13 protein-coding genes are annotated in these 14,346 nt (G+C 69.4%); 9 read left to right on the forward strand and 4 right to left on the reverse strand.

Features of this window, described 5'->3' with window-relative positions; all coding sequences use genetic code 11:
• The first annotated feature begins 554 nt into the window (after positions 1 to 554).
• The 3 genes from VF584_12200 to VF584_12210 all read left to right on the forward strand — a co-directional run bounded on the left by VF584_12200 (position 555) and on the right by VF584_12210 (position 3,952).
• Entirely contained in the window at positions 555 to 1,649 is a 1,095-nt protein-coding gene (locus tag VF584_12200; protein ID HEX8210929.1) for a radical SAM protein, read from the forward strand.
• Positions 1,646 to 2,419, forward strand: a complete 774-nt coding sequence (locus VF584_12205) for a SprT-like domain-containing protein (protein ID HEX8210930.1) — start codon at positions 1,646 to 1,648, stop codon at positions 2,417 to 2,419. Before VF584_12200 ends, VF584_12205 begins: the two co-directional genes overlap by 4 nt.
• Positions 2,420 to 2,602: 183 nt before the next feature.
• Entirely contained in the window at positions 2,603 to 3,952 is a 1,350-nt protein-coding gene (locus VF584_12210) for a glycine--tRNA ligase (GenBank protein ID HEX8210931.1), read from the forward strand.
• Between the two features lie 158 nt (positions 3,953 to 4,110).
• Here VF584_12210 and VF584_12215 read toward each other — a convergent pair whose 3' ends face one another.
• Positions 4,111 to 4,854: a class I SAM-dependent methyltransferase gene (locus VF584_12215; GenBank protein ID HEX8210932.1), complete on the reverse strand. Its 744-nt coding sequence runs from the start codon at positions 4,852 to 4,854 to the stop codon at positions 4,111 to 4,113.
• Positions 4,855 to 5,038: 184 nt separating this feature from the next.
• On the opposite strand from VF584_12215, the gene VF584_12220 reads away from it, so the two are divergent.
• Together VF584_12220 and VF584_12225 are read left to right on the forward strand one after the other, a co-directional pair.
• The gene (locus VF584_12220; GenBank protein HEX8210933.1) at positions 5,039 to 5,662 is read left to right on the forward strand and encodes an ATP-dependent Clp protease proteolytic subunit; all 624 of its coding nucleotides are present in this window, start codon (positions 5,039 to 5,041) and stop codon (positions 5,660 to 5,662) included.
• 175 nt (positions 5,663 to 5,837) lie between these two features.
• Positions 5,838 to 6,560 (forward strand): hypothetical protein, encoded by a 723-nt coding sequence (locus VF584_12225; protein ID HEX8210934.1) that lies wholly within the window; start codon positions 5,838 to 5,840, stop codon positions 6,558 to 6,560.
• Between the two features lie 295 nt (positions 6,561 to 6,855).
• Here VF584_12225 and VF584_12230 read toward each other — a convergent pair whose 3' ends face one another.
• Positions 6,856 to 8,034: a sensor histidine kinase gene (locus VF584_12230; protein ID HEX8210935.1), complete on the reverse strand. Its 1,179-nt coding sequence runs from the start codon at positions 8,032 to 8,034 to the stop codon at positions 6,856 to 6,858.
• A gap of 154 nt (positions 8,035 to 8,188) precedes the next feature.
• On the opposite strand from VF584_12230, the gene VF584_12235 reads away from it, so the two are divergent.
• The 3 genes from VF584_12235 to nth are packed head-to-tail and all read left to right on the forward strand — an operon-like array spanning position 8,189 to position 11,407.
• Complete coding sequence (locus tag VF584_12235; GenBank protein ID HEX8210936.1) at positions 8,189 to 9,043, forward strand: hypothetical protein; 855 nt, start codon at positions 8,189 to 8,191, stop codon at positions 9,041 to 9,043.
• Positions 9,040 to 10,764, forward strand: coding sequence for a DNA polymerase/3'-5' exonuclease PolX (gene polX, locus VF584_12240; GenBank protein ID HEX8210937.1), 1,725 nt, complete (start codon positions 9,040 to 9,042; stop codon positions 10,762 to 10,764). The genes VF584_12235 and polX overlap by 4 nt, the downstream gene beginning before the upstream one ends.
• Positions 10,733 to 11,407 carry an endonuclease III gene (gene nth, locus VF584_12245; protein HEX8210938.1) on the forward strand — a complete coding sequence of 225 codons (675 nt, stop codon included), beginning with the start codon at positions 10,733 to 10,735 and terminating at the stop codon, positions 11,405 to 11,407. The genes polX and nth overlap by 32 nt, the downstream gene beginning before the upstream one ends.
• A gap of 356 nt (positions 11,408 to 11,763) precedes the next feature.
• Here nth and VF584_12250 read toward each other — a convergent pair whose 3' ends face one another.
• Complete coding sequence (locus VF584_12250; GenBank protein HEX8210939.1) at positions 11,764 to 12,045, reverse strand: hypothetical protein; 282 nt, start codon at positions 12,043 to 12,045, stop codon at positions 11,764 to 11,766.
• Between the two features lie 18 nt (positions 12,046 to 12,063).
• Entirely contained in the window at positions 12,064 to 12,675 is a 612-nt protein-coding gene (locus VF584_12255) for a hypothetical protein (protein HEX8210940.1), read from the reverse strand.
• 114 nt (positions 12,676 to 12,789) lie between these two features.
• Between VF584_12255 and asnS the strand changes: the two genes are divergently transcribed.
• On the forward strand, positions 12,790 to 14,190 hold the full coding sequence (asnS, locus tag VF584_12260) for an asparagine--tRNA ligase (protein ID HEX8210941.1): 1,401 nt from the start codon (positions 12,790 to 12,792) through the stop codon (positions 14,188 to 14,190).
• Positions 14,191 to 14,346 lie beyond the last annotated feature (156 nt).

A 14,346-nucleotide genomic window follows, 5' to 3' on the forward strand; every position in this document is an offset into this window, starting at 1 on the left:
GGAGTCGCGGAGGCGCAGTGAGGGATGGATCGGGGCACGGAGAGTGGGTACTCTCCGTGCCTTTTCTCCGCTATAAAGGGGGCGCTGCGCGCGGACGGATGCGTGAGTCCGCGGAGGCGGACTTCGTGTGGTTCCAGCGGCGAATTCATTCGCTCCTGGATGCGGGGCCGGGGCGGACGCGCGGGCCGCGGGCCGCGGCGAATGGGCGGGGCACGGGCAGCCACGTGGGGCGGCCCCTACAGGATTATGCTTCGGGGGCGGGGTTCGGGGTGGGGGCGAGGGTGGGCAGACACGCAGGTCGGCCCCTGCCGGGTTGGCGGCGGGGAGCGGTGGTCGAGGTGGGGGAAAGGGTGGGCGCGATGAATCGCGCCCCTACGGCGCGGAGGCGGCGTGGAGATTGGGGGGGGACGCGCGGATCTCGCCCCCGAGTCCGCGAAGGCGGACTTTGTGCTGTTGTTGCCGCGAGTTCACTCGCCTGCCCGCCCCAATTGACCCACCGGAGCACACGGCGCATCTTTCGGGGTATGAGGGGATGACCCGGAAAGGAGAAGAGGGTGCCGATCAACGAGGCCGTGGGGAAGATCGCCGCCGTGGTGGAGGACGGCGGAAGGGTATCGGTGGAGGATGCGCGCATCCTGTGGCAGCATGCGAGCGACGACGAGCTGAAGCGCATGGCCGGAGCCGTGCGCGCACGCTACCACGCCCCCGACCGCGCCACCTACATGGTGATGCGGATCATCAACTACACCAACGTCTGCGTGGCGCAGTGCGACTACTGCGCCTTCTACGTGCTCCCCAACCAGCACGGCGGCTACGTGCTGTCGCGCGAGGACGTCTTCGCCAAGATCGAAGACCTCCTGCGCGCCGGGGGCGACCTGGTGGGGTTCAACGGCGGCTTCAACCCCAAGCTCCCGCTGCACTACTACTGCGACCTCTTCGCCGCCGTGCGCGACCGCTACGGCGACGCGGTGGAGTTCTACGCGCTCACGATCGCCGAGTTCATGTTCCTGGCCGACCGGGCCGGGCTCTCGTACGCGGAGACGGCGGGGCGGCTGCGCGATGCGGGGGTGCACTGGATCACGGGGGGCGGATCGGAGATCCTGACCGAGGACTTCCGGAAGCGCCACGCCAAGTTCAAGTACACTGTGGCCGAGTACCTGCGCGCCCAGCGCGCCGTCGTCGATGCGGGGCTGCGTACGACCGCGACGATGGTGATCGGCTTCGACGAGACGCTGGACGAGCGATTGGAGCACCTGGAGCGCACCCGCACGCTACAGGACGAGTGCCTGGCGGATGGGCTGCAGGGGATCTTTTCGTTCCTGCCGTGGAGCTACAAGCCGTACGGCACGGCGCTGGGCGGCAACGAGGTGAGCCCGCGCGAGTACTGGAGGCACGTGGCGCTGTCGCGCATCTTCCTGGACAACATCAAGCACGTGCGCACCTCCGTCCTCACGCTCAACGAGGACGCATTCCGCGCGCTGGAGTTTGGCGCGGACGACTTCGATCTCCCGCTGGAGGACGAGGTGACGCAGAAGGCCGGCGCCACCATCGACCTGGACTTCGAGCGGCTGCTGGCGGTGCCGCGCGCGATGGGCTTCCAGGTGGAGTACCGCCACGCCGAGCGTCCCCCCGCGCTGGCGCCGGCGTGAAGATCGGGCAGCTGCTGCTGGACCTCTTCGGCTTCGATCCCCCCGCGCCCGGGCCGAAGCCCGCGCCCAGGCCGAAGCCGGCCGCGGCGCCTCCGCGCGTGCCGGAGCCCCGGCGCACGGGCGAGCGGAGCGGGCCGGAGGTGCTGGCGATCGCGCGCAGGTCGGGCGGGGCATGGGAGCGCGTCGTCTTCACCAGCAACCGGCGGATCATGGCGTCGGTGGCGAACCGGGGGCGCGACCTGCGGCTCAACGAGGCTTTCGCCGCCGCGCCGGACTCGGTGCTGGTAGCCGTCGGCGAGCTGTTCACGGCGAGGAACGCGCGGCGGAGGAACGCGGCAAAGGAAGCGGTGCGGCGTTTCATCGCGCAGATCCCGCCCACGCCGAACTCGGCGCCGCGCCCGCGCACCCGCCGCGCCACCGCCGCCGACCGGGCGCAGATCGCGCGCATGCAGGCCGAGTTCGACCGGGTGAACGCGGAGCGCTTCGGCGGGTCGCTGCCGCGCGTGCCCATCCACCTGAGCGGGCGGATGAAGCGGCGCAACGGGCACTTCTCGGCCACTCCGCTGGAGATCGTGATGTCACGCCGCCTCTGCCTGCACGGGGCGGCGGGCGAGGCGGAGCACACGATGCGGCACGAGATGATCCACCTGTGGCAGTTCGTGGAAGGGCTGCCGGTGGACCACGGCCCCGCCTTCCGCAAGATGGCCCGCCGCCTGGACGTGCATCCGCGCGCCACCCGCAGCGTGGAGTGGATGAACCAGGACCGCTGAACGGCGCGTCACACAGAGACACAGAGTAAAAAGCGAGAGGGAACGGCGAGAACTGCTCTGGCGGTTCTTTCCGTTCCCTCCGTGTCTCTGTGTGAGATTCCCCTCCTTTGGATTGCCTCCACCCCGGCAGCGGGATAATATCTCCGCCCGAGCGAAACGGAGAACATCTTCCTGACGGGATACATGGCGGACACGGAACTGATGGACAAGCTGGTCTCCCTCTCCAAGCGGCGCGGGTACGTCTTCCAGTCGTCCGAGATCTACGGCGGCACCGGGTCGGTGTGGGACTACGGCCCGCTGGGGGTGGAGCTGAAGCGCAACGTCAAGGAAGCGTGGTGGCGCGCCATGGTCCACGAGCGCGACGACATCGAGGGGCTCGATGCGGCCATCCTCATGCACCCGCGCGTGTGGGAGGCATCCGGCCACGTGGCCAACTTCACCGACCCGCTGGTGGAGTGCGGCAACTGCCACCGCCGCTACCGCGAGGACACGCTGCAGGAGCAGGCCGGGACGAAGGAGATGCCCCAGGTGCAGTGCCCGGCGTGCGGCACCCGCGGAAAGTGGAGCGAGCCGCGCCAGTTCAACCTGATGTTCAAGACGTTCATGGGCCCGGTGGAGGAGGACGCATCCACCGTGTACCTGCGGCCCGAGACGGCGCAGGGGATATTCGTGAACTTCCTGAACGTGCAGACCAGCGCACGCCAGCGGGTGCCGTTCGGGATCGCGCAGATCGGCAAGGCCTTTCGCAACGAGATCACGCCCGGGAACTTCACCTTCCGGACACGCGAGTTCGAGCAGATGGAGATGCAGTTCTTTGTGAAGCCCGAGACCGCCGGCGAGTGGTTCGAGCGGTGGCGCGAGGAGCGCTTCCGCTGGCATACCGAGGTGCTGGGGCTCTCGGCGGACCGCCTCCGCTACCACCCACACGAGAAGCTGGCGCACTATGCCGCCGCGGCGGGCGACGTGGAGTTCCACTTCGGCGGCACCATCGGCGAGGGGGGGTGGGGCGAGATCGAGGGGATCCACAACCGCACCGACTTCGACCTGACGAAGCACCAGGAGTTCTCGGGGAAGAAGCTGCAGTACGTGGACACGGCGACGAACGAGAAGTACATCCCGTACATCATCGAGACCTCGGTGGGCGCGGACCGCGCGACGCTCGCCGTGATGGCCAACGCGTACCGCGAGGAGGAGGTGGAGGGGGAAACGCGGGTGGTGCTGGGGATCAAGCCGTCGCTGGCGCCGCTCAAGGTGGGCGTGTTCCCGCTGGTGAAAAAGGATGGAATGCCGGACCGCGCCGCCGCGATCCACCAGGACCTCCGCCGGCGCGGCATCCCCAGCTTCTACGACGAGGCCGGGGCCATCGGCCGGCGCTACCGGCGGCAGGACGAGGCCGGCACGCCGTTCTGCATCACCGTCGACGGCGAGACGATGGAGCAGGGCACCGTCACCGTCCGCGACCGGGATACGATGCAGCAGTCGCGCATCTCGCAGGACGAGATCGCGGGGTTCCTGGAGGAAAGGATTCGCTGACGTTCGGAGAACCGAAACTTCGGCCCGCTGCGATGATGTCGTGGCGGGCCGATGTTTTTACCGCGTTTCACACAGAGCCACGGAGGGTAACGGAAAGAACAGAAGAAGGGGTTCTCTGTGCCTTTCCGTTCCCCTCCCCATCTCTGTGTGAGGCCCCTTTACGCGAGGGGCTTGCGGGCGGCGACGAGGATGCGCGCACCGTCCAGGCGCTCCGGAGAGCGCGCGGCGTAGCTGTTGAAGGTGCGCGGGTCTTCGAATCCCGCCGCGTCGAGGTGGTGCTGGAGATCGGGAAGTGTAGTTATCCCGTAGCTGTGGACCAGGCGGGCTTCCGACTGGCCGCTGTGGGCATGAACGTACTCGTCGGTGGTGGTAAAGGTGGCGGCATGGAAGTCGATGTGCTGGATGCGGTTGAGCGTCACCGTCTCACCCTGTATTTCAAAGGTGTAGGGCTGGGGCGGGCGGTGGTTCTTGAGGATCCAGAGGAAGTTGGGGAGGTCGAGGAACACCACGCCGCCCGGCTTCAGCGCACGGTGGATGCGCCGGAGTGCATCGGCGCGCTCGGCGGGGGTGACCAGGTGCGCGAAGGAGCTGTTGACGGCGATGACGAGGTCGAACTCGTTGGCCTGGTCGATGTCCAGGAAGCCGCCCTGGAGGACGCTCACGCGGCGGCTCGACTGGGCGATGGAGCGGGCGGAGGCGACGAAGTCGGGGTGGGGCTCCATCCCGGTGACCTGCCAGCGCAGACGGTCGAGGGGGGCGAGAAGACGGCCGGGGCCGCACCCCGCATCCAGCACGTACAGCGGCTGCGGAAGCTCGTACGCGGAGGCCAGCTCGCGCAGGAACTCCACGATGTGCGCCGGATCGGAGTCCGACGCGATGTACAGTTCGGCGAGGTCTGGCATCGAGGTCTCGGCGGTTGAGGTTGCGAGTGGAAGCTCGCCTGCGCGGAGTGTGCCCCTCGCCGTACGCGGGTTGCGGCGGTATAGTGTCGCGAGAGGCCGCGGCGGGAACGGGACGTGCGGCTAGGACCGGCATCAGAAGGGCGGGCGTGGTCCCGCACGGCTCACCACAGGTACGGGAGGAAGCATGCGCAGGGAAGAGGGCGACGATCAGGACCACGATCAGGAAGAAGACCAGACAGCAAACGAGAAGTCGGCTTCGGCGCTTACCGAGAGCGTGCGCGACCGGCTGTTCAAGAACCGCACGCTCATCATCAGCGGCGCCATCAACCAGCAGCTCGTCTCCAACGTCATGGGGCAGCTCCTGGCGATGGCCTCCGATTCGGACGAGCCGATCAACATCTTCATCAACTCGCAGGGCGGCCACGTGGAGTCGGGCGACACGATCCACGACGTGATCCGCTTCATCAAGCCGCGGGTGAGGATGATCGGGACGGGGTGGGTGGCGAGCGCGGGGGCGCTGATCTTCGTGGCGGTGCCGCTCGAGGACCGCTTCGCGCTCCCCAACACGCGCTTCCTGCTGCACCAGCCGGCGGGCGGCGCCGGCGGCACCGCGGCCGACATCGCAATCGAGGCGCAGGAGATCGTGCGCATGCGCGAGCGCATCAACCGCATCTTCAGCGAGCAGACGGGGCAGTCGATCGAGCGGATCGAGAACGACACGCGCCGCAACTTCTGGCTGAACGTGGAGGCGGCCAGGGAGTACGGCCTGGTGAAGCACATCGTCCGCAGCATGGACGAGGTGAAGTAGCCTTCGCCCCAGACGGGCCGCGGGGGAGGCGCCGATGCCGGTGCCTCCCCCGCGCTGTGTCGTGCCGCTCCTGGCGGAGACGGCGTACTTTGTTGTAGTGGAGCGACCCTCGTTCGTTCACGATGGGCATCGTGCTGGCGCTGGCGTTCGTGACGCTTCACCAGGGGGTTGCGACGTGACCTTTGACGAGTTCGAGCGGCGGGCGCGCGAGATCTTCGACGGGATTCCGCTCGAGCTGCGCCACGGCGTCTCCTACCTCCAGGTGTGGAGCCGGGCGATGGCGCACCCGGAGCTTCCGGACGTCTACACGCTGGGCGAGTGCGCGACCGGCGAGTACGACGTCGAGACCGGCCTCGGCGATGACGTCAGCTCCGGCGTGCACCTGTACTACGGCTCGTTCCTGGCCCTCTCGCGCGAGTACGACGACTTCGACTGGGAGGGCGAGCTGTGGGAGACGATCACCCACGAGATCCGCCACCACCGCGAGTCCGCCGCCGGCGAGGACGACCTGGAGGAGATGGACTACGCCGAGGACGAGAACTTCCGCCGCCGCGAGGGCGAGCCGTACGACCCGCTCTTCTACCGCGCCGGCGAGCCCGCCGGCCCCGACCGCTGGGAGGTGGACGGCGACCTGTTCATCGAGCGCTCCATGGATGCCCGCGAGTTCGCGGCGCTCGCGGAGATCCGCGTGGAGGTGGAGGGTGTGGAGCACACCTTTCCACGGCCCGACGAGCTGGGCGACGTGCACGTCATCTACCTCCTCGGCCTGCGCGACGAGGGAGAGGTCGCGCTGGTCCTGATCCGCCGCCGCACCGCCTGGGAGTCGCTGCGCGCGATGTTCGCGGGCGGCACGCCGCGGGTGTTGGAGTCGGAGGTGGAGCTGGGTGGGTTGGGGTAGGCGCGTCGGGCGGGGGTCGAGACGGGGCGGGGGAGGGCAGACACGCAGGTCGGCCCCTACGGGTTACGGTTTAACGGCGGGGCGGCGGTGCGGGGGCGGCACGGGCGGCCACGCGGGGCCGCCCCTACGAGGGTGGTGTGAAAAGCAGGCGGCAGTGAGGGGGCGGGACACGGGCGCGATAAATCGCGCCCCTACAGAATTGCGCACCCGGCAGAGATCCGTGCGTACGCCCCTCCCCCAGGTAGTTATTGGGGGAGGGGCCGCGAGGTGACGAGCGGGGGTGGGGGCCCTGCCCTCACCCCCGCGGCACGCTCAGCGCGAACACCGATCCGCGGTCCGGGAATTCGAACCACACCTTCCCCCCCGCCGCCTCGATGGCCTCGCGCACCAGCGACAGGCCCAGGCCGGTGCCCTCCTCGCCGGTTACGGTGCCCTCGTGGGCGCGGAAGAATCGGGTGAAGAGCTGCTCGCGCGCATCCAGCGGCACGCCCAGACCGTTGTCGCACACCCGCACCACGATCTCAGACCCGCCCTCGGTTTTGCGCAGCTCACCTTCGATGCGGGCCCAGGGGCGTGGCTCGGAAGGGTCGCGGTACTTGATGGCGTTGGAGACGTAGTTGGAGAGCGCCAGCTCCATCGGCGCGGCCGGGACTTCGGCCACGGGCAGGTCGTCCGCGATCTGCACCTCCACGCCGCGCGCGTCGGCGAACTCGCGCAGCTGCCGCCGCACCTCGCCCGCGACGTCCGACAGGAGGATGTTGCGGGCGGGTGTGCCGTCCGGGTCGATGCGCGAGAGCTCCAGCAGCGTCGCCAGCGTGTCCTTCATCGCGTTGACGTTGCGCGTGGCGATGTCCACGAAGCGGGTGCGCTGCTTCGGGTCCTCGGCCACCCAGTCCTCCGCCAGCATCTCCAGCGCGCCGCCGGCGGCGCCGATGCGGTTCTTGAGCTCGTGCGTGACGGCGCGGTTGAAGCCGCGCAGCCGGTCCTCGCGCTCGCGCATGCGGTCGTCCGCCAGGCGCAGGAAGTGGGTGGTGGTGTACTGCTGGATCACGGCGATGGAGCGGAAGACGCGGTGCCCGCACACCAGCAGCTCACCTCGCTCGCAAGGCTCCTCCACCTCGTCGGCCGCGTGGATCAGGAAGTCGAAGAGCACGCCGCCCAGGATCTCGTACTCGCGCAGAATCTGGTGCGCGTCGAAGCCCTGCGTGTGGCGCAGCTCGCCAAGCTCCACCGCCTTGGCCACCACCGGCGTGTCGGCCGTGATCTCGTCCGCCGGGTCTTCCAGGTAGCGCGCGATCCCGTCGATGAGGAGCGGCACGTGGTTCAGCAGCTCGTCCGTCGGGAAGATGTCGTTGGGCTGCAGGGTGACGCGCTCGGCGATGCGGCCGAGCCACCGTTCCACCAGCTCTTCGCGCCCCGCGCGCATGCGCTGCGCCAGGGTCGCGGCGAGGGGACACTCTCGAGTTGCGCTCATGGGATGGGGCCCGGGTACCCGTGATCTGCGAAGCGGCGGGGCAGGGGCAAGCTCCATTCCGCGCGCCCGCACTTTCGCGGCGAGCCGCCCCACGGCTACCTTCGCGGCGCCCGGTTTGCAGGCGGCGCGCGTGGACCGTTCCATGGAGGGTGGATTGAGCGAGATCGAGGAGGGGCCCGCCCCGCGCGGGCCGCTGGTGACGCCGTACGAGCTGGTGTTCGGCGAGGGGGGACTGGAGGAGCGCGTATTCCCCGACATCCTGGCCGAGGCCGAGGCGCAGGCCGAAGACCCCGCGCGCCGCGAGCGCTTCGGCTTCCTTTCCGTTGTCGCGGATGCGCTGCGGGCCATGGTGCCGGACGAGGCCACGGCGGAGGTGCTGGAGGAGTACCGCCTCCTCTTCTACCACGGCTTCAACTTCTGGCGCTTCGGCAGGCGGCTCTACGTGCTGGAGCCCGCTACGGCGCGCTACCTGGTGGAGGCCGCGCCGCGCATGTCGGGATGGGAGCTGAAGCTGCCGTATCCCTCGGTGTACGTACAGCTTCCGCCGCGCCTCTTCTGGGCCAGCATCGCCATCGACGCGCCGCCGGAGCCGGTGGACGGCTTCTTCGCCATCCAGTCGCAGGGGATCGATCCGCTGGGCCCCGGGTTCAGCGACCTGCAGGTGCTGATGGTGCTCGGCGTTCGGCGCGAGCGCGCGGGCTTCAGCGTCATCCCCTTCGACACGGAGGTCGGCCCCGGCATCCCCACGGACTGGGCGGAGGCGCCGGGGCGCGAGGGGGCGCCGGACTTCGCCAACATCCTGCCTGGGGGCGAGATCGCGGGGCTCTACTCGATCCTGACCAACACCGAGGCGCTCAAGCTGCTTGCCCGCGCCCTCTGGTACATCGACACGCAGTCGGGCGAGATCCCCTCCGAGACCGCGCCCGAGCGGCGCGCCGGGGAGCACGAGGGGAGCCTCCCGCTGTCACGCCTCCCCTTTCAGCGCGTGCGTCTGGCGGACGCGGGATGAACGCCGCCGGCGCCGCCTCCGTCCTCGCCGAGATCGCCATGCTCCTGGAGGTGGTGGGCGGCGATCCGTTTCGCGCCCGCGCCTTCCAGAACGCGGCCCGGCAACTCGAGGGTTCCGGCGCCGACCTCGAGGCTCTCGCCCTGGCCGGAGCGCTGACCTCGCTTCCAGGGATCGGCGAGGCGATCGCGGGGATCGTGGACGAGCTGGTGCGCACCGGGCGCTCGGGGATGCACGAGCGGCTGGTGGCGGAGACGCCGGTCGGGCTGTACGACCTGATGAAGATCAAGGGGCTCGGCGCCAAGCGCATCCGCACCCTGTACGCCGAGCTGGGGATCGACTCGCTCGATTCGCTGGAAGAGGCCGCGCGCGCGGGCCGCATCGGCACCCTCCCCGGCTTCGGCGCAAAGACGGTGACGTCGATCCTGGAGGGCGTCGCCTCCGTGCGCGACATGCGCGGCAAGCGGCGCATCGTGCACGCGCTGGACGTGGCGGAGCGGCTGGTGGAGCACGTCCGCACCCTCCCCGGCGTCTCCGCCGCCGAGCTCGCCGGTCCGCTGCGGCGGCGCATGGAGGTCGTCTCCTCCATCGACCTCGTCGCCGCCACCGACCGCGCGGAGGAGACCCTGGCCGCCTTCCGCACGCTGGGCGAGCACACGGCGGGCGGGGCGGATCGAGAGGGGCGCGCCGAGGTGCGCTTCAGCGACGGATTCGCGGCGAGCCTCGCCTGCGTCCCCGCCGACCGCTTCGGCGCCGCGCTGGCGGTGTGGACGGGGAGCGAGGCGCACGTGGCGGAGCTGGCGGAGCGCGCCCGCGAGCGGGGCCTGACGTTCGGACCGGACGGGCTCGGTGGCGTCGCGACGCCCACCGAGGAGGCGCTGTACGAGGCGCTGGGGCTCGCGTGGGTGCCGCCGGAGCTGCGCGAGGGGTGGGGCGAGGTGGAGGCCGCCGCGGCCGGGACGCTTCCGCGGCTCGTGGAGCTGGCCGACCTGCGCGGCACCTTCCACTGCCACACCACCTACTCGGACGGCAGGGCGACGCTCGCGGAGATGGCGGACGGGGCCCGCGCGCGCGGCTGGCACTACCTGGGGATCGCGGACCACAGCCAGGTCGCATCGTACGCCGGCGGGCTCACCCCGGCCGCCGTGAAGAAGCAGAACCGTGAGATCGACGCCTGGAACCGCGAGGGGGGGAAGGGGAGCTTCCGCCTCTTCAAGGGCACCGAGGCCGACATCCTGGCCGACGGGACGCTCGACTTCCCGGATGCGACGCTGGCGAGCTTCGACTACGTGGTGGGCTCCATCCACAGCGCCTTCCAGCAGAGCGAGCGCGCGCAGACGGACCGGCTGATCCGCGCCGTCCAGAACCCGCGCCTCACCATTCTGGGGCACGCCACGGGGCGGCTCCTCCTGGGCCGGAGCGGGTATCCGGTGGACGTGCGCGCGGTGATCGACGCCGCGGCCGAGAACGGCGTGGCGGTGGAGATCAACGCCGACCCGCGCCGATTGGACATCGATTGGCGCCACGCGCGCTATGCGGCCGAGCGCGGCGTGCTGGTGCCCATCAACCCGGATGCGCACTCGGTGGCGGGGCTGGACAACGTGGCGTGGGGGATCAACGTCGCGCGCAAGGCGTGGCTCCCCGCGCGCGGCGTCCTGAACACGTGGGAACTTAAAGAGGTGGAAGACTACTTTGCCCAGAGAAAGCAAGCGCGCAAAACGTGAGCGCACCCTGGCCATCATCGAGCGGCTCAAGGGGATGTACCCCGAGAGCAAGTGCTCGCTGACCCACGAGAATCCGCTCCAGCTCCTGGTCGCCACCGTCCTCTCCGCGCAGACGACGGACGCGGCGGTGAACCGGGCGACGCCGGCCCTCTTTGCCCGCTTCCACACCGCCGCCGACTACGCCGCCGCGGAGCACGAAGAGATGGAGCGCTACGTGGCCTCGCTCGGCTTCTTTCGCAGCAAGTCGCGCTCGCTGATCGGTCTCGGCCGCGCGCTGGTGGAGCGGCACGGCGGCGAGGTGCCCGTAGACATGGAGGCACTCACGCAGCTCCCCGGCGTGGGCCGCAAGACGGCGAACGTGCTGCTGGGGGTCGGCTTCGGGATCGCGGAGGGCGTCGTGGTGGACACGCACGTCAAGCGCATCGCCTACCGCTGGGGCCTGACGCGCGAGGAGGACCCGGAGAAGATCGAGCAGGACCTGATGCCCCTCGTCCCGAAGGAGGAGCGCGTGCTCTTTACGCACCTGACCATCGACCACGGCCGCGCCATCTGCACCGCCCGCCGCCCCTACTGCGAGCGCTGCGCCCTGGCGGAGCTGTGCCCCACGGCGCCGGCGGTGTACCGGGTGCAAGCGGGCGAGTGAACTCGCTGCAACAACAGCACAAAGTCCGCCTTCGCGGACTCGGGGGCGAGATCCGCCCGTCCCCCAGACCCCGCCCCGCACCTGTAGGGGCGCGATTCATCGCGCCCACCCTTTCCCCGGCATCGACCAACGCTTTCCACACCCATATTCCGTAGGGCAGACCCACGTGTCTGCCCACCCTGGCCCCCACCTCGACCCCCGCCATTCGCACCAAAACATCGTAGGGGCCGCCCCGCGTGGGTGCCCGTGGCCCGCCATTCGGCGACACCCGCCATTCGCACCGGACCCGTTCCAGGAGCGAATGAAGGCCGCTGGAACCAAGCGAAGTCCGCCTTCGCGTCGCCTTAGCGGACTCGTCACGCAGGCGACGCGTCGCCGTTCGAATCCTGCTGATCGGTTGACTCTTCCGCCGCGGGCCGCGTGTACTTTCGCTCCATGTACTCGCGCCACCCCGGCCGCTCCACCTCAGTGAACGGCCCCAGCAGCCCGCGCTCCTCCAGAAATGCGCGCTCGTCAGGATCGCGCGGCGGGCGGGTCATGCCGGTCGGGTCAGAGCGCGCGCGGATGGCGGCGGCAGCCTCGCGGCGGCGCGCCCAGATCGCTCGGAACTCGGACAGGTCTATGTCGTTGATGTTCATGGGCTTGTCCTCCTCACCTCAACGGTATTCGCGCTGCCAAAGGGCGTCGAGTTCCTCCAGAGTGGGGCGAATCCCGGAGGCCGACACGCGGCGCAGCAGATCGTACGTGTCTTCGGCTCCCTCCTTTCGCAGGTGCGCACGAAGCGCGGCCTCGTCGAGCTCGGAGCTGAATGCGTCGATCATGTCGAGCGCCTGGAGGCCGTATCCCGCGTACCGCCACCAACGATACCCGATATGCGATCCTCGAGTACGTATTCTTTGCGGATCACGCGCAAGGTGAACGGACCGATCTGGAACGTGTCCGCCTGCTCGCTCAGGTAAGCTGCTCGGAACCTCCACGAACAGGTCGCCGCGAACCCAGTGTCGCCCCTGCTGCCGCATCCCGAGCGCCGTGAGCACCTCGTTGACGGCGGCGCGGTTGCGTCCTTCAACCACGAAGTCGAGATCCGCCGTGGCGTAGGCACTCGGTGCGTGGAACTCGATCGCCGCGCCGCCGACGAGCGTGGCTTGCATCCCGGCGCGCTCCAGGGCCGTCGCGATCACCGCGGCAGCGAGCACGATCCGCTCCACGTGCTCGCGATCGGAGTGCCAGGCGTCGTGCAGCGCTTGGGCCAGCTCGGTGTCTGTCATCCAGGTGGCCGAAGGGACGGATCATCCCGTGCAGGATCGCGCCGGAATGAGTAAGTTGGCGGAGATGCTTCGCGCAGTCCAGACAAACCAGCGCCCGACTACATCCTGAGACCGATGCAACGCACCTCGATCGCCGATCTGCTCGCGGGCAAGGTGGAGCCCGGCACCGCCGTACTCGTGCAGGGATGGATCCGCACCCGGCGCGACTCCAAGGCCGGGATCTCGTTCCTCAACGTGCACGACGGCTCGTGCTTCGCCCCCATCCAGGTGGTGGCGGGCGGCGACCTGCCCAACTACGCCGGCGAGGTGACGCGGCTGACCGCCGGGTGCTCCGTGAGCGTGCGCGGCGAGCTGGTGGCCACGCCCGGACGCCCGCAGCCCGTGGAGGTCCGCGCCGAAAGCGTGGAAGTGCTGGGGTGGGTGGAGGATCCGGAGACGTACCCGATCCAGCCCAAGGCGCACTCCATGGAGTTCCTGCGCACGGTGGCGCACCTCCGCCCGCGCACCAACACCTTTGGCGCGGTGGCGCGCGTGCGGCACACGCTGTCCATGGCCGTGCACCGCTTCTTCGACCGGAACGGCTTCTTCTGGGTCCACACGCCCATCGTCACCACCAGCGACGCGGAGGGGGCGGGGGAGATGTTCCGCGTCTCCACGCTGGACCTGGCGAACCCGCCGCGCACGCCCGACGGCGGGGTGGACTTCTCGCACGACTTCTTTGGCCGCTCGGCGTCGCTCACGGTGAGCGGGCAGCTCAACGTGGAGGCGTACTGCGAGGCGCTCTCCAAGGTGTACACCTTTGGTCCGACGTTCCGCGCGGAGAACTCCAACACCAGCCGCCACCTGGCCGAGTTCTGGATGATCGAGCCGGAGATCGCCTTCGCGGACCTGAGCGACGACGCGGACCTGGCCGAGGCGCTCCTCAAGTCGATCTTCACCGACCTGCTGAACGAGCGGCAGGACGACATGGCGTTCTTTGTCGACCGGATCGACAAGGACGCCCTCGGGCGGGTGGAGCGCTTCGTGGACAGCTCGTTCGAGCGGATGGACTACACGGAGGCCGTGCGCCGCCTGGAGCAGTCGAAGAAGAAGTTCGAGTTCCCGGTGAAGTGGGGCGTGGACCTGCAGAGCGAGCACGAGCGCTACCTGACCGAGGAGCTGGTGAAGCGCCCGGTGGTGGTGATGAACTATCCGAAGGAGATCAAGTCGTTCTACATGCGCGCGAACGACGACGGCCGCACCGTGGCCGCCATGGACGTGCTGGCGCCCGGCATCGGCGAGATCATCGGCGGGTCGCAGCGCGAGGAGCGGCTGGACGTGCTCGACCGGCGCATGGACGAGCTGGGGCTGCCCAAGGAGTCGTACTGGTGGTACCGCGACCTGCGCCGCTACGGCACGGTGCCGCACGCGGGGTTCGGGCTCGGGTTCGAGCGGCTGGTGCTGTACGCGACCGGGCTGGGCAACATCCGCGACGTCATCCCGTTTCCGCGGACGCCCGGCAGCGCGGACTTCTAAAAAACGGCCTCACACAGTAGGGGTTCGACAGCGCCTGCTGACACGCGCGCGTAACTGCTTGTGTTAGATGGAGATGCAACAAAGCCGCCCCGGGCGCATGTACAACGCGCCTGGAGCGGCCTCAGGTGGGTTAACCCGTTACCCTGTTGTCGCTTG

The sequence above is a fragment of the Longimicrobium sp. genome, from assembly GCA_036389135.1.
Classification (GTDB): Bacteria; Gemmatimonadota; Gemmatimonadetes; order Longimicrobiales; family Longimicrobiaceae; genus Longimicrobium.

Excerpts from the sequence above, each read along its gene's own strand:
- VF584_12210 (HEX8210931.1), top strand. The coding sequence starts at position 2,603 with ATGGCGGACACGGAACTGATGGACAAGCTGGTCTCCCTCTCCAAGCGG.
- VF584_12215 (HEX8210932.1), bottom strand. The coding sequence starts at position 4,854 with ATGCCAGACCTCGCCGAACTGTACATCGCGTCGGACTCCGATCCGGCG.
- VF584_12220 (HEX8210933.1), top strand. The coding sequence starts at position 5,039 with ATGCGCAGGGAAGAGGGCGACGATCAGGACCACGATCAGGAAGAAGAC.
- VF584_12230 (HEX8210935.1), bottom strand. The coding sequence starts at position 8,034 with ATGAGCGCAACTCGAGAGTGTCCCCTCGCCGCGACCCTGGCGCAGCGC.
- polX (HEX8210937.1), top strand. The coding sequence starts at position 9,040 with ATGAACGCCGCCGGCGCCGCCTCCGTCCTCGCCGAGATCGCCATGCTC.
- VF584_12250 (HEX8210939.1), bottom strand. The coding sequence starts at position 12,045 with ATGAACATCAACGACATAGACCTGTCCGAGTTCCGAGCGATCTGGGCG.
- VF584_12255 (HEX8210940.1), bottom strand. The coding sequence starts at position 12,675 with ATGACAGACACCGAGCTGGCCCAAGCGCTGCACGACGCCTGGCACTCC.
- asnS (HEX8210941.1), top strand. The coding sequence starts at position 12,790 with ATGCAACGCACCTCGATCGCCGATCTGCTCGCGGGCAAGGTGGAGCCC.